A 21994-nucleotide genomic window follows, 5' to 3' on the forward strand; every position below is an offset into this window, starting at 1 on the left:
CCTGCCCATTGCCGAGTGCAATGTCCAGCCCCCGTCTGCCTGAAGTGAGAGGGCCCGCGGCCAGCGACCGCGGGCCCTCGTCTCAATGCACGAACGTGAACCAGTTGAGGTTCACGAAATCGGCCGGCTGGCCGCTCGTGAACGTCAGGTAGACGTTGTGCACGCCGGTGACCGCGCTGATGTTCGCCGGCACGGTCCGCCAGCTCTGCCAGCCGCCCGTGTCGCCGAGGGCGAAGCTGCCGATCGGGGCGTTGGACCGGCTGTCGAGCCGCACTTCGACGAGCCCGCTCACGCCGGACGCCGCCCCGGACGCGACCCGGGCCTGGAAGTTCGTCGCCGCGCTGCCTCCGAAGTCGATGTTCGGGTACAGCGCCCAGTCGCCGTTGGCCAGCGCGCCGATGTTCTGGCCGCCCCCGCTGTCGGAGGTGGCTTCGGTGATCAGACCGGACTGCTGGCTGAAGGACTCGGCCTGGATGGTGCTGTACGCGCTGCTCCCGCCGGTGGACGGCGTCGTCGTGGTCGGCGGGGTCGTCGTGCCGCCACCGCCGCCGCGGGTGGTGACGGTGACGTAGTCGACGACCATCGGGCGCCCGGGCACGATCCCCGGCCCCGGCGTGGTGGTGCCGGAGTTGTTGTTGGGGAACGCCCCGCCGATGGCGACGTTCAGCAGCACGAAGTAGCCCTGGTGGGTCGTCATGTTGGCCCACGTCGTGGCGTCGACCTGGTTCTGGCTCACCGAGTGGAACTGCTGGCCGTCGACGAACCAGCGGAACACCTGCGGGCTGGTGCTCGCGTCCCACTCGAAGCGGTAGGTGTGGAAGGCCGACTGGCAGCTGCTGCCCGGGCACGCGCGGTTGGCGGGCAGGCCGGTCGTCTCGTTGCACGGGCCGCCGGGGTTGACGCCGCAGTGCAGGACGCCCCAGACGGAGTTGATCCCGTTGACGTTCTCCATGATGTCGAACTCGCCGATGGCGGGCCAGTTCCACCAGTTGCCGCGGTAGGGGCCGCCGAGGGCCCAGAAGGCGGGCCAGTAGCCGAGCGCGGCGGCGCCGGTGACGTTCGGCATCTGGATCCGGCTTTCGATCCGCATGACGCCGCCGGCGGGCGGCTTGAAGTCGGTGCGCTGGGTCTCGATCCGCGCCGACGTCCAGTTGCCGGCGCCGTCGCGCAACGGCGTGATGCGGAGGTTGCCGGCGCCGTCCTGCGAGAGGTTGCTGGTGCTCGACGTGTAGTTCTGGATCTCGCCGGTGCCCCAGTTCGCGGGGCCGCCGGGGTAGGCGTGACCGGTGTCGATGATCCAGTTCGAGCTCGCGGGCAGCGTGCCGGAGCCGCCGGTGAAGTCGTCGGCGAAGACGGTGGTCCAGCCGGATTCGGGCGGCGGGATCGACGCTTCGGCGGTCAGGGTGAGGGGCACGGTGATGAGCGCGGCGCCGACGACGGCACCGAGGGCGAGTCTTCGGGAGTGGGGCATCGGGTACGACCTCCTTGTCGACCGGATTTGTTGCCGTTCACAACAAAGCCCGTTGACAAGGAGACCTGACCCCTTGTCGCAACTCCAGAGGCGTTACCAGGGTTGGGTGATCCAGGTCACAAAGTCTGCCCGGAAGTGCCCAAACCGGACACTCGGATCAGAGGCCGAACCGAGACCAGGCTGCCTTCTGCGTCACCGCTTCCAGCACCGCCGACGCCGCGGCCGGGGCGCCGATGCCGAGACGCGCGAGCAGGGCCTTCTTCGGCTCCGCCACCGAGATCTCCGCGTCCGGGAAGCGGTCCGTGACGATCTGGCGGAGGCTGCCCAGGCCATCGATCAGCCCCAGTTCGACCGCCTTCGCGCCGAGCCAGACGTCGCCCGTGAACAGGTCCTCCGTGTCCGCCAGGCGGTCGCCGCGGCGTTCCTTGACCCAGTTCACGAACAGCTCGTGGAGCTGGGCGTGCATCTTCTTCAGCCACTCGACGTCTTCCGGCTTCTCCGGCGAGAACGGGTCGAGGCGCGACTTGTTCGCGCCCGCCGTGTGGAGGCGGCGCTCGATGCCGAAGCGCTCGAGCAGCCCCGTGAAGCCGAAGCCGCCGCTGATCACGCCGATCGAGCCGACCATCGATGTGCGGTGCGCGTAGATCTCGTCGGCCGCGCAGGCCAGCCAGTAGCCGCCGGACGCGGCGACGTCCTCGCAGAACGCCAGGACCGGGACGCCCTTCTCGTCGGCCAGCTGGCGGATCCGCTCGGCGACCAGCCCGGACTGCGTCGGCGCGCCGCCCGGCGAGTTGATCAGCAGGGCGACCGCCTTCAGCCGGTCGTGGCCGAACGCCCTGGTCAGGGCCGACTCGACGGCGGCCAGGTTGATCGCGCCCCGGCCCAGCGGTGACGGCGACGGCGTGATCACGCCGTGCAGCTTCACCACGGCCACGACGTCCTTGCGCTCGACCCGGTCGGCGAGCACCGGGATCCGCGAAGCCAGCTTGTCCGTAACGCTCATACCGCCAGGCTAGCGGGATTTTTCGGGGGTCCGGGTGGCGAAGCCCCCGGCCCGGGGCGAAGCCCCGGATGTCACAGCGGGATTCAGCCCATGGGGAGGATGCCGGAGCGCGTGCCGTTGACGCCGTTCACGTCGGCGCCGTTCAGCTGGGCCGGACCGCCCTGGGCCGGGACGTCGGCGTCGGCGTCGGCGCTGTAGTCCGGCATGTTCGGCCGGACGCCCGGGACGAACTTCGGCACCCGCAGCGTCACCTTCATGCCGGCGCCCGGCGCGGTCTCGACCATCACCGCGTAGTCGCTGCCGAAGACCTGCTGCATGCGCTGGCTGATGTTGCCGAGCCCGACGTGCGCGCCGGTGCTGTGCGCGTTCTTGACGTCCCGCAGCCGGCGCGGGTCCATGCCGATGCCGTCGTCCTCGACGCTGATCAGGGCCTCGGTGCCGTGGTCCTGCGCGATCACCGTGACGCAGCCGCCGCTGGGCTTGCTGGCCAGCCCGTGCTTGACCGCGTTCTCCACCAGCGGCTGGATGATCAGGAACGGCACGACGACGCTGAGCACCTCGGGCGCGATCTTCATCCGCACCTCGAGCCGGCCGCCGAAGCGGGCGTTCTCGATGGTCAGGTAGCGGTCGATGTTGCGCAGCTCCTCGGCCAGCGAGGTGAACATGCCCGACGTCCGGAACGAGTAGCGCGTGAAGTCGGCGAAGTCCTGAAGCAGCTCTCGCGCCTCTTCGGGGTCCGTACGGATCAGCGCGGAGATCGTGTTGAGCGCGTTGTAGACGAAGTGCGGCGAGATCTGCGCGCGCAGCGCCTTGATCTCGGCCTGCTGGAGCTGGTGCTTCGACTCGTCGAGCCGCGCCAGCTCGAACTGGGTGCAGACGAACTGGGCGACGGCGTCGGCCATCTGCACCAGCCGCCCGCGGGTGCGGCCGACGACGATCAGCGCCGCCTCGGTCTCGCCCTCGACCAGCAGCGGCACGATGACGGCGGTCTTCATCCGGCAGGTGCCGCGGTGGTTGCACGGCATCCGGTCGTGCGCGACGACCTCGCGGCGGTGCTTGCGGATGGCCGCGCCGATCGCGTCGACGAGGTCGACGTAGTGCTCGTTCGCCTCGCCGTCCCACGACAGCAGCGTGCCTTCGCTGTCGGTGATGCCGACGGCGACGCAGTCGAGCATCTGCAGCAGCTGGGTGGTGATCTTGTCGGCGGCGTCCTCGTCCAGGCCGGAGCGGAGGTTCGGGGCGGCCTTCGACATCCGGTGGACGGCCTGCAGCATGGCGTCCTCCACCACGCTGGCCGGTTTGCGCTGTTTCACGAGCAGCACGATCACCACGATGCCGAGCAGCACCGCCAGACCCCACGGAACGATCTGCGCAAGCGGAAACCCGGACACGGCGTCCATGCTCTGCGCTCGACCAACCGGGTGCAAGGCCTGATCCCACTTTCTGTCCAACTGTGATGACCGAGGGTGGAGCGAACCCTACCGAGAGTCGGAACCGGCCCGGCACGGTCACTGTCCGCAACACGCGGCGGGCGCCCGCTGTTCCACTCCTTCCGGCGAACGGCCAGGAAGAACGCGGTTTCGCCAAGTCCCGATCTTGCGGCGGCGACGCGCGGCGCAGTACGTGCGGCCGAACGGGGGAATCTTTACTTGAGCAGCCGCGACATCCGGCGGTCGGCCAGCGGCTTCCCGCCCGTCTGGCAGGTCGGGCAGTACTGGAACGACTTGTCCGCGAACGAGATCTCGCGGATCGTGTCGCCACAGACCGGGCACGGCAGGCCCGTGCGCGCGTGGACGCGCAGGCCCGAGCGCTTCTCGCCCTTCAGGCGCGCGGCCTTCTGGCCGACCGAGCGCTGGACGGCGTCGGACTCGATCTCGACGATCGCCTCCGCGAGGGTCTCCAGCGCGCCGTCGTCGAGCTTGCCGATCGTCGCGTACGGGGAGAGCTTCGCGCGGTGCATGATCTCGTCGGAGTAGGCGTTGCCGATGCCGGCGATCAGCGACTGGTCGGTGAGCGCCCACTTCAGCCGGGTGTTCTTGCCCGCGAACAGCTCGCGCAGCTGGGCCGCGTCCAGCGAGAGCGCGTCCGGGCCGAGGCGCGCGACGCTCGCGATCTCCTGCGGGTCCTTCACGACCCAGACCGCGAGACCCTTCTTCGTGCCCGCCTCGGTGAGGTCGAAGCCGGGACCGGTCGCGGACTCGAGGTGCACGCGCAGCGAGATCGGGCCCTTGCCCGGCTTGAGCGGCGCCGCGGCCAGGCCGTCGGACCAGCGCAGCCAGCCCGCCCGGGCCAGGTGGACGACCAGGTGCAGGTCGCCCGCGACGACGTCGAGGTGCTTACCGTGCCGGGTCGCGCCGGTGATCTCGCGGCCGTGCAGGTCCGTCCACGGCGGGGTCGCCGTCTTCAGGACGCTCAGGGATGCGACATCGATGCGGAAGATCGTCTGGCCGACCGCGTTCTCACGCAGGTGGTGCGCCAGCGCTTCGACCTCGGGCAGTTCGGGCATGTCCCCAGTCTCACCCTTTCGGCCGTAATCCGGTACCGGCTACTCGACCGGGTGCAGCGGCCCTTCGAAATCGGGCAGTGAGTGCCGCTGGATCGTCTTCGAGATCTTCTTGACCTCGCCCTGCACAGTGAACATGCCGCGGATCGTGCCGACCCAGCGTTCGGACGGCCGGTCGCGGTCGCCGTCGGTCTCCGCGACGACCGTCCACGGGCGGCGCAGGATCCACCGCAGCGGGAAGAACAGCACCACCAGCAGCAGGGCCAGCAGCACCCACGCGGGGATGTTGACCTCGTTCGGCGTCCACACGACCAGGATCACGGCCAGCAGCGCGGTCACCACGATCATCGCGATGCCGGGACCGTAGCTGCCCGCGACGTCGTGCTCGAAGTCGTCGGCCGTCGCCGGTGCGCGCCATTCCATCTGGGCACGGACCACCCAGTCGCGGCCGTCTTCGCCGCGTACCAGCCGGTTCATTCAGTTGCCTCCCGGGGCGCCCGCAGGGTGAGCACGGACAACGTTACCGTGCCCGGGCTCGCCCGCGCGAGGGATGAACCGGACATCCCACCCGGCGAAGTTGATCACTGCTGGTCAGCGGCGGTCGGTGTCGGCTGCGCCGGTTCGCTCGACCCAGTGACGTCGGACGCGCTGCTCGGGCACGGTTTTCCCGAGGTCGGCGTGACCGTCGTCGACGGCTCGGTGCTCCCCGGGTCGTCACCGGTCGGCGCCGGCTTGGTCGGGGCCGTCGTGGTGGTGGCCCCCGGGCGGTCGGACGGCGACAGCTCGGGCGCGTCGGCGCTCTCCGGCGACGTCTCGTCGCTGGTCTTCGTCATCTCCGTGGTCGAGGAGTCGAGCCGCGGCGACGTCGACGAGTGGTCGGGCGTGCTGAACGTCGACGACGTCAGGTCGTCGCGCGGGGTCTCGCCGTTCGTATCCGGCTGCGGCACCGAGCCGGCGTCGCCCACCGGGACGTCGCCCGGCACGGTCGGCACCTCGTTCGCCGCGACCTGCTTGGCGCCGCCACGCTGCCGCGCCGGGACGGCGACCCCGGTGCCGCGGCCGTTGAGCACGCCGATGCCGATCCGGGGGTCCTGCTGCGGCTGCGGGGGCGGCTGGTGGTGCGGCTCGGCGGGCGGCACCACGACCAGCTCGGGCGCGCCGCCGGTCAGCCCGACGTCCTGGACGGCCGTCGACCCGAACAGCACCGGGCCGGCCGCGACGCCCACGGCACCCACGGCCGCGGTCGACGCCAGCGCGAGCCCGATCTTGACCTTGGAGCCGACCAGCACGCCCTTGATCGTCGTGCCGAGCCCGGCCAGCACGCCGCCGCCGCTCGCGGCGGCACCCGCGGCCGGCACCAGCAGCACCAGCACCCCGGCGTGCGCGCGCAGCGACGAGCAGACGTCGCGCAGCTCGTCCTGGGTCGCGCGGCACGACGAGCAGCCGTGCAGGTGCGCCTTGATGCGCTCCGCCTCGGCGCCGGTGACGCTGCCCGCGGTGAACCCGCCGAGCTTCTCGACGACCGCGCGGCACGAATCCGGCCCGCGGTTCACCGAAAGGTGTGCCTGCAAGTACGCGGCGCGCAGGCCCTGCCGGGCACGCCGGGCCAGGGCCGCGGTCGCGTTCGCGCTCAACCCGAAGTGGGTGGCGACCATCGCGGGCTGCTCGCCCTCGACCTCGGTCTGCCACAGGACGGTCCGCCAGCGCTCGGGCAGGCTGGTGAAGGCCGTCGTGATCAGCGTGTGCTCGGCCGTGCGGGCGTGCGTGTCGGCACCCGCGCCGGCGCGGAAGGTCAGCTCGTCGTCGGACACCGGGACGTCGCGGCGGGCGCCGTGCCACTCCCAGGAGACGCGGCGGGCGACGGTGAGGAGGTAGGCGCGGACGTAGTCCCGGGGGCCGGCGCCGCGGCGAAGGGCCTGGAGCACGCGGAAGAACGTCTCCGCGGTGATGTCTTCGGCTTCGGACCGGTCGGAAGCCAGGCTCTGCGCCAGTCTCCGGACGGCGGCGGCGTGCAACTCGAACAGCTCCCCGAAGGCGGCGTCTTCGCCGTTTCGAAGTCGTTGCAGCAGTGCCTGCTCGTCGGATTCCGAGGCCGCTGGTGGCGGCACCGTGCCCAGCTCGGTCATCCGGCCCGGCACCTCCTCCCCGAAGGTCTCCCCATTCGGTCGAATGGGGACACCATACGGAGGGATTCAGCCGTCGTCACCCCTTGTACGCCAGCTGTGACACCGAAGCACCGGGTCAGGGCACTTCGGGACCCGCTCATCGGAGCAGTTTCGGGAGGGTATAGAGTACTCCTCAACAGCAACGCAGTGCGGATGTAGCGCAGCTGGTAGCGCATCACCTTGCCAAGGTGAGGGTCGCGGGTTCGAATCCCGTCATCCGCTCAAGATCGAAACGCCCCTGCTCAGGACATCGAGCAGGGGCGTTTCGCCGTCTCGGGCGGCTCGCGGGTGAGCGCCGTCACACGACTTTCGTTGCTTCTTGGCCGGGTTCGTGCCGGTTAGGCAACTGTCTTCAGCTGGTGTTCCGGCCGCGTTCCCCGATGCCACCTCTTCGGGTGATGCCGGCCGCGGCACCGCGCCGCTGGGCGTTCCTACATGGCGGGGGCCTTGAACGGGTCGTGCTCGGCGAGGAGCTTGTCGAGCCGGGCCTGGTCGACGCGGGAGATCACGGAGGTCTCCTCCTGTCTGTCGCGGACGCACTTGGCGAGCGTGAAGGTGGAGGTGACCAGGTAGAGCGCGCCGAGGGCGAGGAAACCGCGGATCCAGCCGTCGACCGGCAGGTACGCGATGCCGCCGATGACCGCTGCCAGCGCCAGGCCGAACGAGATCGCCGCCTGGATGTAGAAGGCCGTCGTGGTGGGGGACGTCGTTCCGGATTTCGTCATGTGACGAGGGTCTCGCCGGGTCCGGGCGGGTGTCTTGAGCAGTACTACTCAGGCCCGGTTGCGATCGGGCTACAGCTCGTAGACGTCCAGGACCGTCGGGGCCACCGGGGTCAGGTGCGGGTCTTCGCGTTCCGTCACCTGGCCCCGGGCCATGCGGTACACGCGGAACTCGTTGTCGTGCTCGGGGTCCTGGTCGTCCCAGACGTGCAGCAAGCCGTATGAGCCCGCCGCCAGCTCGCCGACCCTGGTGAAGAGGTCGAGCAGTTCCGGGCCCAGGCTGCCGCCGTGCTTGTCGAAGCCGCCGAAGTGCAGCATCGGCATGCCCGCGCTCCAGCGGAGGTCGACCAGGTCGAACTCACCCGCGTCGCGGATCGCGCGGTGCACGCGGTCGACCAGGCGCTCCAAGAGCGCCGCGTCGTCGTCGCCGCTCGCGGTCGCCTGGATGGTCACCCAGCCGTGATACTCGAACACCCGCAGAACGGTAGCAAGAGATCAACGGCGAGCTCAGCGGGCCAGCGCGGACGGCTTCCCGTCGCGGCGCAGGACGTTCGTCAGGACACCTTCGCCGTGCTTTTCGAACGCCGTGACGAGCTTGTCGCCGAACACGCAGAGCGTGCGCTCCCACGGGTGGCCGAGCGTGCCGAACGAGAAGTCCGACGCGAGGAACAGGTGGTAGTCCGCGCGCGGGAACACCGGCACCGGCCAGCGCGCGCCCTCGGTCATCAGGTGCGGGCGGACGCGGAAGGACTGGTGCTGCCAGTGCAGCGCCCACATCCAGCCGTCCGGGCCGCAGACCTCGCGGAACGCGGCGAGCGCGATGGCCGCGACCTGGTGCTCTTCGACGGCGTACGGGCCGAGGCGGAACTCGGCCGACGCGCGGTCCAGGTCGCCCGGCGAGAGGTCCCAGGTCCGCGACGGCGCCGGCTCGCGGAAGCCCGGCCAGGCGTGGGCGTAGGTGCTCGGCCAGAACGCCAGCTTGTCGTACACCCAGTACCAGGCGGGTTCGTCGGCGACGCGGGAGACGGCTTCCCAGGCAGCATTCACTGTTACGACCTCTGACTTCGGCCGGGCACGGAAGAACACGCGAAAGCTTCGTGTTCGCCCTCCGGTTTGTCCAGTCCTCGTCCGCTCGCCGCGAACTGTGTCACTCGACCGGGTGGGTTCTGCCAGATTGTCACCATGCGGGTCCTCTTCGTCCACGGTGCCTTCGTCCGCGACGGCGCCTGGTGGTGGCAGCCGACGGCGGATGTCCTCGCCGGCCGCGGTTTGCGCAGTTCAGCGGTGGTCCTGCCGAGCTGTGAACGCGAGCCGCGCGGCGATCTCCACGACGACGCCGAGGCCGTCCGCGCGCTGCTCGACACCTCCGACGAGCCCGCTCTGCTCGTCGGGCATTCATACGGCGGGATGGTGATCACACAAGCGGGCCACCACCCCGCGGTCCGTCGGCTCGTCTACGTGACGTCGTTCCTGCCGGACGCCGGCGAGGCGCTCGCGGACTTCGGCGGCAGCGAGCCACCGGCGTGGCACCTCAGCCACGGCGACGGCACCGCGAGCGTCCGCGAGGAGTTCGTGCGGCCGTTGTTCGCCCAGGACTTCGACGACCCGACGTACGCCGGTGCCGCCGCCCGGCTCACCCCGCAGAACGAAGCCGTCTTCGGCCAGCCCGTGACAACCGCTGCCTGGCGGGAAGTCCCGTCGACCTACCTCGTCTGCGCCGACGACCGCGCGACGCTGCCGGAGACCCAGCGGCGACAGGCCGCGCGCGCGACCGACGTCGTCGAGCTGCCGGTCGCGCACCACCCGTTCGTCACGCGACCGGAACTGGTGGCCGACGTGCTTCAGACGATGACGTAACCCAGCAGGAACTCCTTGGTCTTGCCCTCGCAGCCGGCGTCGAGCGAGTCGAAGTGGCTCGCGCCCGCGTTGCAGCGGTAGATCGCGCGGGCACCCGCCCAGGACGGCGGGTTCGCGTAGAGGTGGCCGAGCAGGCCCAGCGCCTGCTGGCCCTCGCACTTGCCGCTCTGGTCGGTCGAGGTGAACCAGTCCTTCTGGTCCTTCACCTTGCAGGCGAACAGCTTCCGCGTGCCCGGCTCGGCCTTCTCGACGAGGGAACCGAACACGCCCTCCTTGGTGAACCCGGCCGGCGGGGAGACCTTCTTCGTCCCGCTGAAGTGGCCGCCGTCGGACTGGTGGTAGCGGATCAGCGGCACTTCGGCCGGGTGCGGCTTGTCCGCGGTCGGCGACGACGGTGGGGTGGAACTCGCGGACGTCGGCGGCGTGGGTTTCTTGGTGCTGTGCTTGGTCGTTGTCGTCGGCGTCGCGGAGGACGACGTCGAAGCGGGACCGGCGACGGGCACGGGCGTGGTGCGGTCCGGTTTGAGGAGGAAGATCGCGCCGAGCGCCGCGATCACCGCGACCGCCACCCCGGTCAGGACCAGCGGCAGGCGGCGCTTCTTCGCCGGCCGGCCGTCCACTGTGGCCGGTGGCGGCGTGGCGAGCCACGCGGTCCGCGACGGCGGCGCCGGAACTCCGGTGCGCGCGGTCTCCAGCAGCCGGCGCAGCTCGGGCGCGGTCAGGCGGTCCGAAGTGGACTGGGTGAGCAGCCCGCGGACGGCGTCGGCGAGCGGGCCGCGGGTGCGCTCCAGCACGGGCTGGTCGTACATGATCGCGTGCAGGGTCGCGGCCGTCGTCGTGCGCTGGAAGGGCGCGCGGCCCTCGGCGGCGTGGAAGAGCGTCGCGCCGAGGGACCAGAGGTCCGCCGCCGGCGACGGCCCGGCCCCGGCGAACAGCTCGGGCGCCATGTACCCGGGCGAGCCCATGACGCCGCCGGTCTGCGTCAGCGACGGGTCGTCCAGCGCCCGCGCGATGCCGAAGTCGGCGAGCTTCACGCGGTCGCCGGGCAGCACCATGATGTTGCTGGGCTTGACGTCCCGGTGCACGATGCCCGCGGCGTGCGCGCTCTCCAGCGCGCCGAGCACCTGCAGGCCGAGCGCGGCGACGCGGCGGTTGTCGAGCGGCCCTTCGTGCTCGATGACGTCGGCCAGCGTCGGCGCGACGACCAGCTCCATGACGATGAAAGTGGCGCCCCGCTCGCTGACGACGTCGTACACCGTGACGACGGCGGGGTCGTTGAGCCGCCCGGCCGTGCGGGCTTCGCGCATGACCCGCTCGAGGTTCGTGCCCGGCGGCGTCGCCAGCTCCTTGAGCGCGACCGGCCGCCCGAGCACCGTGTCTTCGGCGCGCCAGACGACGCCCATACCGCCGCGGCCCAGTTCGGCCGAGATCGCGTACCGCCCCGCGACCACTCGCATCGTCGCCCCCTGACGTCCGGGGGCGATGCTAGGGGAGGCGCCGGACGGGCCCGGCGCCTCCCCGGCTCAGGCGGCGTCCCAGAGCGTGAGGAACGCCGAAGCCTCGCTGCGGGCCCAGGGCCGAAGCCGTTCGCGGTCACGCGCGGAGAGCTGGAACTCCTTGCTCCGCCGGACGTCGATCACCAGGGCGTGGCCGCCCGGCAGGATGTCCGGCATCGCCTGCTCCAGCACCCACAGCGCGAGCTGCGCGGAGTCCTTCGTCAACGGCTCCTCCTTGAAGTAGAGCCAGGTCGCGTACCGGCGGCCGTCGCTCTTGCGCAGCCCCATCTGCGGGCTGACGCCGATCTCGAGGTCGCCGATCCGGCAGCGACCGCGCCCGACCTCCACCAGCCGCGGCGACTTGCGGCCGAGGTAGCGCAGCCAGCCCTCGGCTATCGCCGCGTAGTGCGGTTTCGTCCGGTCGTCGGCGGCGTTGACGAGCGCGCGCAACGCGGTCGCGTCCTGCCCCGCCGCCCGCCCGGACCGCACGGCGCCGGCCGCCCGCCGGTAGTAGTTGAACGCGGCCCGCGCCGGATCTTCGTACTGCCGGCGCTGCCGCCGGACGAACGACGACCGCGACGGTCCGTTACTAGCGCTGTAGCCCACGAACGTGGACAGGGTGATGTAGGCCATGGCCCTGCCTTCCTCCATCACGCCACCCGCGGACGCGGGCGGCATCTCCCCTGGACAACGCCCATTTTAGAACATATGTACGACAGTTTCGGCGGCCGAGAAGGTGACTAGCGCACGGAGATTCGCGAATGTGGCAAGCACCGCGGACACAAGAAAACCCGGCTCCGCGAGGGAACCGGGTGGGTACTCTCAAAGTAGTCGACGGTGTCACCGTAAGTCAACCTAGACCAGCTGAAGCTAGTACTCCTCACCATCCGAGAGGCCGCCTGAAACCTCCTGCCGGGTCCGGCATCTGATGTGTCGTGAAGTCGGGGCAACGGAGCTGCCGCCACCAGTGACGTCCGACGCCATCTGCAGCCTTGCCCTGCAGAGCTCCCGCAAGATAGCCATTGGACGGATTGACTACGCCCACAGGCACGTACTCCCTAGCCAAACTCAGCGGAAGCCCGAGGTCAGAATCGTTCGAGATGACCACAGCGGCATCGACGACTCCCCGAAGCACGTCCATCAGCAGGTGAGTCGCGACGTTGACGTCGCTGCCCTTCTCTTCGCGCACCAGTGCGGTCGCCAAGACGATCTGACCGCCGTTGCCGTCTTGCCCGACAGACAACGGCAAGTCACCTGGGTTGTACGACGTCGACGGACGCACGACCTGCGGACGTCCTTTGCGAGGTTGGACAGCGAGCGGGACCTGCTTCGCGCGAGCGACATACTTGCCAAACTCGACGTGATCCACCGCCTTCGTTGCCAACAAAGCCTTCAGATACACGTCTTGATCGACATAAGCTCCTGCGGCTTCAGCGGCATCGATGCGGGCCGTGCAGTAGACAACCCGCTCAACCTGGGCATTCCCCCAGTTGATCCGCTCCGCAATGAGCGCCCTCGCCAACTCCTTCGGCGACAACCACTTCCAGCCGGCGACCCCGCGACCGAACCACCGACGTCCAGAGTAGTAAAGGTTGTATCCGTCGACGTACACGCCAACCCGCATCACGATCCCCCTCCGGCCACTGAACCCCCTCGGTACGCCCCGTCCTCAGGGGCATCGAAGGCCAGACTCCTCACGAACGCGGCGACTCGCTCTGCGTCCGCAGTCGTCAAATCAACCGGCAGTTGAATCTGTACAAGCAGATTCGGACGCAGTGGCATCTGGTAAGACACCATTCTCGGGGTTGCGGCGCTAGCGCCTTCGTCCGGGACTGCGGCTGCTTCTGCCTCATTTGCACTGGCATTGGCCTTATCAGGCCCTCCTGGTCGACGTCGCGATGCCCCTGCGGTACGCCGGGGCCGCATAACCGTCTTCCACGTCTGATCGTTCTCGAGCCACGCCAAGTACATAGCGACAGCGTTTCGGAACCGAGTCTTGTAGGTCGCCAGACTGCCGGACGAGTAGTTCGTACGGTTCAGATTCTCGAACCGACTGAGCGCGTGCTCAACCTCCAGAGTCCTGACATCTACACCGTCAGGATCGTCTTCGCTGGCCAACACCTTGGTGACGGCAACCTTCATGGCATTACCGGTGGAGACGTTGACTTCGCCGCGCCTGACAGCCCAGTCCAAGAATTCAGCAAGGCCCGCACCTGTGGCTGTCCCCATGTCTGTCATGGTCACCTCGCTCGCGCTAGATGCTCCATTGAACCCCAGAAGCCGTCTAAGTGTCAAACAGACATGTCTAACGCATCTTAGACGTCCCTCTGGACGTCAATTGACACGCCTGGAGCGGTGACTAGCGCAAGGTGAAGGTGACGAGGTCCGTCGAGTCGGTGCGGGTGATGCCCAGCCCGTCGAGCGGCCGGGTCAGCACCTGCGCGTACGGGCCGCCGGCCGCCGCGGCCTTCAGCAGCACGACCTGGCCGACGCCGTACTTCCGCAGCACCGCGACGCTGCGGGCGTCCGGGAACGTCTTCGTCGCCCGGACGAGCTCGCCGTACTGCGGGGGCAGCAGGCCGTTGTGGCCGTTGACCAGCGGCGGGAAGCCGTCCGTCGACCACAGCTGGTAGACGTACTCGCTGAACTCGCCCAGCCCCTGCCGCACCGGCAGGATCAGCGTCGGCGGCGGCGAGCCCTGGAACGTCCTGGCCAGGTCCGGCGGGATGCCCGCCGGCGACGAATGGGGTTCGGCCGGCACGCCTTCCAACAGCGCCAGCAGCAGCGTGACGCCGATCAGCGCCCGCAGGTACGGCGCGTCCGGGCGTTCGCGGACCAGTTCGCCCCACCTCGTCACCGCGCCCGCGGCGAGCAGCGCCAGCAGCAGGATCACCCACAGCATCAGCCGGCCCGGCGTGCGCAGCGCGTCCCAGCCCGGCAGGAAGTGCCAGAGCAGGTAGTAGGTGGCGTACCCGCCGAAGAACTGCGAGCCGAGCGCGAACACCGTCACGGCGACCGCGCCGGCGCCGAGCCAGGCCCGCACGCGGACCGGCCACGCGCTGACGAACAGGCCCGCCACCGCGACCACGAGCAGGGCCAGGCCGGGGAACAGCAGCTTCTCCGACGCACCCGTCGCCGACAGCCACCCCGGATCGGCGAACACGCCGCTCTTGAGGTTGAACGGGCCGTGCTGCCAGAACCACGTCTCCGTCGGGGCGGCCAGCAGCCCCTGCGGCGGCGGGGAGAACTGCTGCACCTCATGCCAGGAACGCGTGAAGCCGTACTGGTCGACGACCCGGCGGTACGGGATGGTCATGAAGTAGGTGACGACGGCGAACACCGCGATGCCCGCGCCATCGGCGATCGCCGTGCGCGCTCCGAACCGGCGCCGCTGCCGGACCGCCGTCACGAGCAGAAGCACGCCGACCACCCCGAGCAGGTAGGCGAACGGGAGTCCGATCGCGAACCCCAGGGTGATCTGCCAGGCCGCGATCACCCAGCCGGCGAAGGCCCACCACGGCCGGGACAGCTCGGGCCGCCACCCGTGCCGCAGCGAGAAGCCGTGCCCCCGGGCGAGCGCGAACAGCGCGAGCGCGATCCCGCCCGTGGACAGGATGTTGAGGTGGCTGGCGTGGCTCAGCCGCCACGGTGCCCAGGCGAACGCGAGGCCGGCCAGCACCGCCGCCGGCCAGGTGCCGCCGAGCTGGCGGACGAGCACGTACGCACCGGCGTAGGCGAGCGCGCCCGCGATGAGATAGGCGGCGTTGTAACGCAGGAGCGCGGCGTACGGGCCGTCGCCGAAGAAGCTCAGCGGGAGATAACCGAGCAGGGAGTCCGAAAAGGCGTAGCTGCCGGTCGCCGGGAACAGCGTGTTGCCCGTCCAGAGGTCCCCGCCGGAGGTGAGGAAGTGGTGCTGCCACGCCAGCTGCCAAGCCTGCAGCAGCGGGTCGCCCGGTTCGCCCGCGACTGTCGACTTCGGATGGAGCACGACCGGGAGGTTGAACACCGCGGCGAGCAGGAACCCGGTGAGCACGGCGAAAACGCCTTCCCGGGCGCGCCCGGGACCGGTGCGCACGCGGGCCACGACGGCCCGCGGCCGCTCGTCGGTGATCAACGACGTCCCCTCTCGATCGCCTCCCCCGTGCTCGGTGCCCACGAGAAGGACTCCCGAAACGGCGCCGCGTGCGCTACGTTGCCGATCAACTTCAAAACGCAACCTCGCAGGTCGGCCGCGCGTGCCAGACTGATGCCCCGAACGGTGGATGGGGGTCTGAACCATGAGCTGGCAGGAAGAACTGCGCCGTCTCGACGCGGACCTGGCGGCCGGCCGGATCGAACCCGCCGCGCACCGCAAGCAGCGGGAAGAGCTGCTCGCGCAGGCGTCCGGGTCCACCGTGCCGTCGCCGGTGCCCGCGCCGCTGCGCCGTCCCTCCTGGCACAGTGCCAATCCCGCCGCCAACCCCGCGGCGCACCCGGTGCCGCCGGTCAACCCGGTCACGTCGCCCCCGCCGGCCCCGCCGCCGGCGCGCGTCGAGGTGCCGTGGGCGCGGCCGCCGAAGCAGCCGGCCGGGCCGCGCTCGTTCCAGACGCCCGCGACGCACGCGGTGCCGCCGATCCCCGACCACATGACGACCGCGCCCAGCCCGGCCGACATCACCCCGACCCGGTACCTGGCCGTCGACGGGCAGGTCCCGGGCGCCGCGGCGGCGAGCCGGTTCCCGCCCATCGACCCCGGCGGCGCCCCGCCCGCGGGCCAGGACCCGGACGACGCGCGCGGCAAGCACCGCTGGAACGACCCCACCCGCGGCCGGCCCACCTGGCTGTTCGTCGGCCTCGGCGTGCTGCTCGTGCTGGTCATGGTCGTCGGCGTCACGATGTGGCTGGGCTCGGACGACGAACCAAGCGGGCAGGCGAGCGGGCCCGCCACCATGCCGAGCACGTCGGCCTCCGGGCTGCTCGGCGGCGTCGAGGACCGGCTGCCGAAGCTGCCGGGCACGCAGAACTCCGACAACTCGACGATGTCGCTCGACCGCGCGGTCGAGCTCGGCATCTTCGCCCGGCCCACGGCCGACGTCCTGCGCCGCAACGGCGCCACCGAGGTCGTCTTCCGCGGCTCGGCCGTCGCGGCGGGCAGCAACCTGCTGATGGTCGTGCCGATGCCGGGTCCGGCGAACGCCGAAGCCGCCGTGGAAGCGCTCTACACCACCGCGCTCTCCAACGGGTTCAACGCCGTGCAGTCCGACCTGCGCACCGCCGTCGCCACCACGGGCGACACGCAGGTCAGGGCGACCTGGTACACCTCCGGCGGCATGGTCGTGAACGTCGGCGTCTCGCAGACCCAGAAGCTCGGCGACGAGGCGCTCACCGCCCGGCTGGGCCAGGTGCTGGAGGACCTGCGCGCGGTCCTGCCGCCCGGCTGATCCGGGCACCGCGGGCACATCGGCCGGGTGCCGGTCACGAAACGACCCTCGGCCACGGCACCGGTCGGCGCTGCGTGCAGAATGTGCGTGAGTCTGCGAGCACGGGTTTGCGACGAGGAAGGGGGGCAGGTTTGTCCTGGCAGGAGGAACTTCGCCGGTTGGACGAGGAGCTGGCCGCCGGCCAGATCTCGGCCGACGACTACCGGGCTCGACGAGACGCCGTGCTGTCCTCCGCGGTGAACGGAGAGCCGCAGCAGGCCCCGCAGGGCGCTTCGTCGGCCGACAGCACCCAGATCATCACCCCGGTCAGCCCGCCGCAGGGGCAGCCGCACCAGCAGCAGCCGGGCGGCGCCGAAGCGGACCGGACGCAGATCGTGAGCAGCGCCGACGCCTCCGGGGGCGCCGAGCGCACCCAGGTCGTGTCCGGCATGCAGCAGCAGCCGCCGCCGTACCAGCCGCCGTGGTCGGCGGACTCGGCCGAGCGCACCCAGGCCGTGCCGGGCGTGCCCCCGCAGGCGGTCGCCTCCGGTGGCCTGCGGCCGGGCGGCCCGACCTCGGGCGGCTTCCCGCAGCAGCAGCCTCCGCAGCAGCAGCCGTGGAACACCGGCGGCAACGCGGCCCCGCCGTGGGGCGCGAGCGAGTACCCGCAGATGGCGCCGGGGCCGGAGTGGGTCAGCCAGGGTCCGGAGACCTTCGAGACGACTTCGTCCGGCGGCAAGAAGAAGGCCGTGATCGCCATCGTCGCCGTGCTGGTGGTCGCCGCGCTCGGCGTCGGCGGCTGGCTGATCTTCGGCAACGGTTCCGGCGGCCAGGAGAACCCGCCCGTCGCGAACTCGTCGTCGCCGCCCGCGCCGACCAGCACGGTCCGGCCGAAGGACGACCTGGAGATCGCGAAGCTCCCGGCCCCGCCCGGCGAAAAGACCGATATCCAGACGTTCGCGGACGTCGAGCGCGCCGGGTTCCTCACCCCGGAGGAGAACGCCGTCTACAAGACCGCGGGCGCCTCGAAGGTGCGGATGGCCGCCGCCGGGCTCCCCGACACGGTCAAGGCGCTGGTGCTCACCGCGCAGACGTCGTCCAGCAGCGCCGCGACCGTGGCCCGCGACGACCTGGCCGAGCTCCAGACCAAGTTCACGATGAAGCCGTACACCGGTGACGTGCCGGACGGCGTCAAGGCGTCGCAGTTCGCCAAGTCGGCGGACTTCCCCGCCGTGATCCGCGCGCACTACGTGCACAAGGGCACGCTCGTGCGCATCGAGGTGTCCGGTTCGGACCTCGCCAAGATCAGCGGCGTGTTCGACGACATCCTGGCGGCCCAGCTCGCGGAGCTGCCGGCCAATGGCTGAGCGCGCCGGCCGGGTGACCACCGCCTGCACGGTGGTCACCCGGGCCGGCCTGCCGTCGGCGCGGGTGCTCGCCCGGACCTACCGGGCGCACCACCCCGGCCACGGGTTCCTCGTCCTCGTCGTCGACGGGACCGGCACCACCACCGAGGACGGCTGCCGCGTCGTCGGCGGCGACTGGCTCGACCTCGACCGCGACGAGTTCCACCGGATGGCCACCTGGTTCTCCGCGTCCGAGCTGGTCGAAGCGGTCAAACCCCTGCTGCTGCACCAGCTCCTCGAAGACGCCGATGTCGCGGTCTACCTCGGCTCGCAGATCCGGGTCTTCGCCCCCTTCGCCGAGCTGACCGCGCAGGCCGCCGAACACGACGTCGTGCTGGCGCCGCGGGTGCTCGCCCCGCTCCCGCAGGACGGTCTCGAACCCGGCCGCAGCGCTACGGACAGCGCTTTCCACGACGACTTCGTCGCGGTCGGCAAGGGCGCGCGCCCGTTCCTGATCGCCTGGGCGGACGGCCGCCGGTACGCGCCGGTCCCGCCGCCTTCGCACCCCTCGCCGCCGGTCGAGCACTTCTTCGACCGCGTCCCGGCGCTCTACCGCAACGTCGTCACGCGCGACCCCGGCGTGGCCGCCGGCTTCTGGAACCTCCACGAGCGCAAGCTCGCCGAGGGCCCGGACGGCGGCGTGACCGCGGGCGGCTTCCCGTTGCGGTTCTTGAACTTCCACGGCTTCGACCCCGACCGGCCGTGGCTGCTCAGCAGCCAGTGCCCGGTGCGCCCGCGGGTCGTCCTCTCCGCGGATCCGGTGCTCCGGAAGCTGTGCGACGAGTACGCCGCGGAGCTGGCCGAGGCCGGGCACACCGACGAAGAAGTCCCGTACGGCTTCGACAAGCTTCCCGACGGCACGCCGCTGACCACGCCGATGCGCACGCTCTACCGCGACACCTGGCTGCGGGCGCACCGCGCGGCGACGACCCCGGCGCAGTTCGCGCCCACCGTCGTCGACGAGATCCCACCCCCGCCGTTCGGCGACGACCGCGGCGCGGCCTTCCGCGACTGGCTGCGCGCTCCCGGCTCCCCGATGGCCCGCTCGGCCGGGCTGAGCAGGCTCGCACTGTGGCTGTGGGCGAGCCGGATCGACTTGCAGACGGCGTTCCGCAAGCCGGAGCACGCGGACGGCCCGGCCTTCCGGCAGTGGTGCGCGACGCACGGGATCGACGAAGGCCTGCTGCCCGGCTGGGCGCTGCCGACCGAGCCGCCCCCGGTGGCCGGGCCGGTCGACGAGTTCGGCGTCAACGTCTCCGGGTACCTCACCGCCGAGCTGGGCCTGGGCGAGATGGGCCGGATCGCGCACCGCGTGGTCGCCGCCGCGGGGATCCCGGTGGTGTCGGTCGTCGAGTCGCGGTCGCTGTCCGCGGCGGTCCGCACCGGACTCGCCGAGCCGGACACCGTGAGCCGGCCGCGGTTCCCGGTCAGCATCCTCGCGGTCAACTCCGACTACACCGGCCTGCTGCTGGACAGCCACCCCGAGCTCGGGCACCGGCGCTACCGGATCGGGCTGTGGGCCTGGGAGCTCGAAGACTTCCCGACGTCGATGCACGGCGGCTTCGACCTGGTCGACGAGGTGTGGGCGATCAGCGACTTCACCCGCCGCGCGATCGAGCCCCACTCGCCGGTGCCGGTGAAGACGTTCCCGATGCCGGTGCTCGACCCCGGCGTGCCGGAGCGGGTCCCGCGCAAGCCGGGCGACCCGGTCCGGTTCCTGTTCGCCTTCGACTTCAACAGCACGGGCCAGCGCAAGAACCCGTGGGGCGTGGTGACGGCGTTCCGGCGCGCGTTCCCCGGCCGCGACGACGTCCGGCTGGTCATCAAGGCGACCAACGGGCACCTGCACGCGGCCGCCGTCGAACGGCTGCGGTACGTCATCGGCGACGACAAGCGCATCGACCTGCTGGAGGCCTACCTCAGCCTCGAAGAGCTGAACAGCCTGTACGCGACGAGCGACGCCTACGTCTCCCTGCACCGCAGCGAGGGTTTCGGGCTGACCGTCGCCGAAGCGATGGTGCGCGGGCTGGCCGTGATCGCGACCGACTACTCCAGCACCACGGAGTTCTTCCACGACGGCACCGGCTGGCCCATCCCGTACCGGATGGTCGAGGTCGGCGAGGGCTGGGCGCCGTACCAGCCCGAGGGACTGTGGGCCGACCCCGACCTCGACGCCGCCGCGAAGGCCATGCGCGAGGTCGCGGACGACCCCGCCGAAGCCCGGCGCCGGGGCGAGGCCGCCCGCGCCCACGTGCTGCGCGTCCGCTCGATGGACGTCGCCGCCGCGTGGGTCGAAGCGGAGCTTCGGGCCGCGTACGTGAGTTGGCGCCGCCGCGATCCCGGCGAGGCCGGCCACGGGCCGGACTCCCCGCTGGCCCGCGCCGAAGCCGCGTTGCAGTGGCAGCCGGATCCGGACAGCCCGCACCGGTTCCCGCTGGCCCCGGTGTTCCGCCGCGCGGTCCGGCGAGCGCTGAGCCACTACGACGGCACCCAGCGCCGGATCCTGCGGACGCTCACCGAAAGCACCGGCGAGGCGATCAGCGGGCTGGCGGGCACGATCGACGAGAAAGCCACCGCGCAGGACCGGCGGCTCGGTATCCTCGAGGCCGAGCTCGCCCAGCAGAACGCGCGCATCGAGCGGCTCGAGGCGCGGCGTTCCGACGACCCCCGGCCGCCGGCATGACCCAGCAGAAGACTTCCCAGGCCCCGCGCTCGCTGCCCCCGGTGCACGAGGCCTTCCTGCCCCGCGAACACGCCCTGCACCGGCCGCGCCACGGCCGCCGCCAAGCCGTCGCGCTGGCGTGCGCCGCGGTGTTCTTCGCGACGCCGGTGCTCGCGTCGATCGCCGGGGTGCACCCCGGCCAGTTCGAAAACCGCGCGCTGACGGAGTTCCCGAGCATCGGGCAGGGCTGGTCGTTCTTCCCGCAGCTGGGCCAGTGGGCGACCGACCACCTGGCCTTCCGCGAGCAGGCCGTGCACGCGGCCGACGGCATCAGCCGGGGCGTCTTCGGCGAAGCCCCGCCGCTGGGCGGGCAGCCGCAAGCACCCGAGGGCCCGATCCCGGCGCAGCCGAGCACGCCCGCGCCGGTCGTCAACTACCCGAAGGTCCTCGAGGGCAAGAACGGCTGGCTGTACCTCGGCGACGAGATCGCCAGCCACTGCAACCTCAGCAAGCCGCTGGACCAGACCATGGCGGAGCTCGACCGGCTGCGCGACGGCGTGCGCGCGTCCGGCCGCCAGTTCGTCGTGGTCATCGCGCCGGACAAGACGACGATCGCGCCGGAGTACCTGCCGTCGACCTACGCGGGCAAGGACTGCCGCGAGCGGACCGCGGCCGAGTTCTGGCAGCGCGTCGACGCCGACAACGCGATCCTCGACCTGCGCGCCGGGCTGGAGTCGCAGGGCCGGGCGGTCGGCGCGCCGGTGTACGGGCCGCAGGACGCGCACTGGTCCGACGAGGGCGGCATGCTGATGGCCCGCTCGCTGGCCGAGGCGATGAGCCCGGGCAGCACCGCGTCCTGGGTGATCAAGCCGAGCGACCCGTGGCAGCTGGCGGCCGACCTGCCGCCGCTGATCGGGCACACCGGCCAGACCAGCGGGCGCCACTACGAGGTGCTGACCGACGGCAAGCGCGACCAGACGCGGGAAGTCCTCAGCGACCTCAAGGCCCCGCTGAAGCTGCAGTCCGCCACCGGCACCGGCACCTACCAGGGTTCGGTCGCGCTGCTCGGCGACTCCTTCACCTACCGCGCGCTGCCCTACCTCGCCGCGACCTTCGGCCAGATGACCGCCCAGCACCACAGCGCCCTGCTCGCCGACACCGGCAAGACCGTCGGCAAGATGTTCGCCGACAACAAGGTGGTGGCGATCGAGGTCGCCGAGCGCACCCTCGCGTCCGGCAACTTCGGCCTGCTGGCCCCGCAGGTCGTCGACAACATCCTGGGCGAGCTCGCGGCCCGCCCCCTCCGCTGA

General features: G+C 71.1%; 18 protein-coding genes and 1 tRNA gene. 6 read left to right on the forward strand and 13 right to left on the reverse strand.

Features of this window, described 5'->3' with window-relative positions; all coding sequences use genetic code 11:
* Positions 1-82 precede the first annotated feature (82 nt).
* From ABFJ78_RS01820 to ABFJ78_RS01845, 6 genes are all read right to left on the reverse strand, one after another.
* Positions 83-1471 (reverse strand): glycoside hydrolase family 16 protein, encoded by a 1389-nt coding sequence (locus ABFJ78_RS01820; RefSeq protein ID WP_436383802.1) that lies wholly within the window; start codon positions 1469-1471, stop codon positions 83-85.
* Positions 1472-1628: 157 nt separating this feature from the next.
* Positions 1629-2474, reverse strand: coding sequence for a S49 family peptidase (locus ABFJ78_RS01825; RefSeq protein ID WP_436383803.1), 846 nt, complete (start codon positions 2472-2474; stop codon positions 1629-1631).
* 83 nt (positions 2475-2557) lie between these two features.
* Complete coding sequence (locus ABFJ78_RS01830; RefSeq protein WP_436383804.1) at positions 2558-3874, reverse strand: histidine kinase; 1317 nt, start codon at positions 3872-3874, stop codon at positions 2558-2560.
* A 245-nt stretch (positions 3875-4119) separates the two neighbouring features.
* Entirely contained in the window at positions 4120-4980 is an 861-nt protein-coding gene (locus ABFJ78_RS01835) for an Fpg/Nei family DNA glycosylase (RefSeq protein WP_436383805.1), read from the reverse strand.
* 39 nt (positions 4981-5019) lie between these two features.
* Positions 5020-5454 carry a DUF983 domain-containing protein gene (locus tag ABFJ78_RS01840; RefSeq protein ID WP_436383806.1) on the reverse strand — a complete coding sequence of 145 codons (435 nt, stop codon included), beginning with the start codon at positions 5452-5454 and terminating at the stop codon, positions 5020-5022.
* A gap of 104 nt (positions 5455-5558) precedes the next feature.
* Complete coding sequence (locus ABFJ78_RS01845; protein WP_436383807.1) at positions 5559-7103, reverse strand: sigma-70 family RNA polymerase sigma factor; 1545 nt, start codon at positions 7101-7103, stop codon at positions 5559-5561.
* Positions 7104-7291: 188 nt separating this feature from the next.
* Between ABFJ78_RS01845 and ABFJ78_RS01850 the strand changes: the two genes are divergently transcribed.
* Positions 7292-7364 (forward strand) — tRNA-Gly (locus ABFJ78_RS01850).
* A 209-nt stretch (positions 7365-7573) separates the two neighbouring features.
* Here the strand turns inward: ABFJ78_RS01850 and ABFJ78_RS01855 are convergent.
* The 3 genes from ABFJ78_RS01855 to ABFJ78_RS01865 all read right to left on the reverse strand — a co-directional run bounded on the left by ABFJ78_RS01855 (position 7574) and on the right by ABFJ78_RS01865 (position 8911).
* Complete coding sequence (locus tag ABFJ78_RS01855; protein WP_436383808.1) at positions 7574-7867, reverse strand: YiaA/YiaB family inner membrane protein; 294 nt, start codon at positions 7865-7867, stop codon at positions 7574-7576.
* 69 nt (positions 7868-7936) lie between these two features.
* Positions 7937-8338: an immunity 7 family protein gene (locus ABFJ78_RS01860; protein WP_436383809.1), complete on the reverse strand. Its 402-nt coding sequence runs from the start codon at positions 8336-8338 to the stop codon at positions 7937-7939.
* A 33-nt stretch (positions 8339-8371) separates the two neighbouring features.
* Positions 8372-8911, reverse strand: a complete 540-nt coding sequence (locus ABFJ78_RS01865; protein WP_436383810.1) for a DUF2716 domain-containing protein — start codon at positions 8909-8911, stop codon at positions 8372-8374.
* A 135-nt stretch (positions 8912-9046) separates the two neighbouring features.
* Between ABFJ78_RS01865 and ABFJ78_RS01870 the strand changes: the two genes are divergently transcribed.
* Entirely contained in the window at positions 9047-9721 is a 675-nt protein-coding gene (locus ABFJ78_RS01870) for an alpha/beta fold hydrolase (protein WP_436383811.1), read from the forward strand.
* On the opposite strand, the gene ABFJ78_RS01875 is transcribed toward ABFJ78_RS01870, so the two are convergent.
* The 4 genes from ABFJ78_RS01875 to ABFJ78_RS01890 form a co-directional block, all read right to left on the reverse strand.
* Positions 9706-11178 (reverse strand): serine/threonine-protein kinase, encoded by a 1473-nt coding sequence (locus ABFJ78_RS01875; protein ID WP_436383812.1) that lies wholly within the window; start codon positions 11176-11178, stop codon positions 9706-9708. The two genes, ABFJ78_RS01870 and ABFJ78_RS01875, sit on opposite strands and share 16 nt — an antisense overlap.
* A 66-nt stretch (positions 11179-11244) precedes the next feature.
* Positions 11245-11868, reverse strand: a complete 624-nt coding sequence (locus ABFJ78_RS01880; RefSeq protein ID WP_436383814.1) for a hypothetical protein — start codon at positions 11866-11868, stop codon at positions 11245-11247.
* A 229-nt stretch (positions 11869-12097) separates the two neighbouring features.
* Entirely contained in the window at positions 12098-12841 is a 744-nt protein-coding gene (locus ABFJ78_RS01885; RefSeq protein ID WP_436383816.1) for an NYN domain-containing protein, read from the reverse strand.
* A gap of 735 nt (positions 12842-13576) precedes the next feature.
* Positions 13577-15373: a hypothetical protein gene (locus tag ABFJ78_RS01890; RefSeq protein WP_436383818.1), complete on the reverse strand. Its 1797-nt coding sequence runs from the start codon at positions 15371-15373 to the stop codon at positions 13577-13579.
* 121 nt (positions 15374-15494) lie between these two features.
* On the opposite strand from ABFJ78_RS01890, the gene ABFJ78_RS01895 reads away from it, so the two are divergent.
* The 4 genes from ABFJ78_RS01895 to ABFJ78_RS01910 all read left to right on the forward strand — a co-directional run bounded on the left by ABFJ78_RS01895 (position 15495) and on the right by ABFJ78_RS01910 (position 21994).
* The gene (locus ABFJ78_RS01895) at positions 15495-16637 is read left to right on the forward strand and encodes a hypothetical protein (RefSeq protein ID WP_436383819.1); all 1143 of its coding nucleotides are present in this window, start codon (positions 15495-15497) and stop codon (positions 16635-16637) included.
* A 131-nt stretch (positions 16638-16768) separates the two neighbouring features.
* A complete protein-coding gene (locus tag ABFJ78_RS01900; RefSeq protein ID WP_436383820.1) occupies positions 16769-17983 on the forward strand; it encodes a hypothetical protein in 1215 nt (404 codons plus the stop codon).
* Positions 17976-20705 carry a glycosyltransferase gene (locus ABFJ78_RS01905; protein WP_436383822.1) on the forward strand — a complete coding sequence of 910 codons (2730 nt, stop codon included), beginning with the start codon at positions 17976-17978 and terminating at the stop codon, positions 20703-20705. Before ABFJ78_RS01900 ends, ABFJ78_RS01905 begins: the two co-directional genes overlap by 8 nt.
* Positions 20702-21994, forward strand: a complete 1293-nt coding sequence (locus tag ABFJ78_RS01910; RefSeq protein WP_436383823.1) for an alginate O-acetyltransferase AlgX-related protein — start codon at positions 20702-20704, stop codon at positions 21992-21994. Before ABFJ78_RS01905 ends, ABFJ78_RS01910 begins: the two co-directional genes overlap by 4 nt.

The sequence above is a fragment of the Amycolatopsis sp. MEPSY49 genome (genome assembly GCF_051337345.1).
Taxonomy (GTDB): Bacteria; Actinomycetota; Actinomycetes; order Mycobacteriales; family Pseudonocardiaceae; genus Amycolatopsis.

Coding starts and splice junctions, on each gene's coding strand:
- ABFJ78_RS01820 (WP_436383802.1), bottom strand. CDS start 1,471: ATGCCCCACTCCCGAAGACTCGCCCTCGGTGCCGTCGTCGGCGCCGCG.
- ABFJ78_RS01825 (WP_436383803.1), bottom strand. CDS start 2,474: ATGAGCGTTACGGACAAGCTGGCTTCGCGGATCCCGGTGCTCGCCGAC.
- ABFJ78_RS01830 (WP_436383804.1), bottom strand. CDS start 3,874: ATGGACGCCGTGTCCGGGTTTCCGCTTGCGCAGATCGTTCCGTGGGGT.
- ABFJ78_RS01835 (WP_436383805.1), bottom strand. CDS start 4,980: ATGCCCGAACTGCCCGAGGTCGAAGCGCTGGCGCACCACCTGCGTGAG.
- ABFJ78_RS01840 (WP_436383806.1), bottom strand. CDS start 5,454: ATGAACCGGCTGGTACGCGGCGAAGACGGCCGCGACTGGGTGGTCCGT.
- ABFJ78_RS01845 (WP_436383807.1), bottom strand. CDS start 7,103: ATGACCGAGCTGGGCACGGTGCCGCCACCAGCGGCCTCGGAATCCGAC.
- ABFJ78_RS01855 (WP_436383808.1), bottom strand. CDS start 7,867: ATGACGAAATCCGGAACGACGTCCCCCACCACGACGGCCTTCTACATC.
- ABFJ78_RS01870 (WP_436383811.1), top strand. CDS start 9,047: ATGCGGGTCCTCTTCGTCCACGGTGCCTTCGTCCGCGACGGCGCCTGG.
- ABFJ78_RS01875 (WP_436383812.1), bottom strand. CDS start 11,178: ATGCGAGTGGTCGCGGGGCGGTACGCGATCTCGGCCGAACTGGGCCGC.
- ABFJ78_RS01880 (WP_436383814.1), bottom strand. CDS start 11,868: ATGGAGGAAGGCAGGGCCATGGCCTACATCACCCTGTCCACGTTCGTG.
- ABFJ78_RS01885 (WP_436383816.1), bottom strand. CDS start 12,841: ATGCGGGTTGGCGTGTACGTCGACGGATACAACCTTTACTACTCTGGA.
- ABFJ78_RS01895 (WP_436383819.1), top strand. CDS start 15,495: ATGAGCTGGCAGGAAGAACTGCGCCGTCTCGACGCGGACCTGGCGGCC.
- ABFJ78_RS01905 (WP_436383822.1), top strand. CDS start 17,976: ATGGCTGAGCGCGCCGGCCGGGTGACCACCGCCTGCACGGTGGTCACC.
- ABFJ78_RS01910 (WP_436383823.1), top strand. CDS start 20,702: ATGACCCAGCAGAAGACTTCCCAGGCCCCGCGCTCGCTGCCCCCGGTG.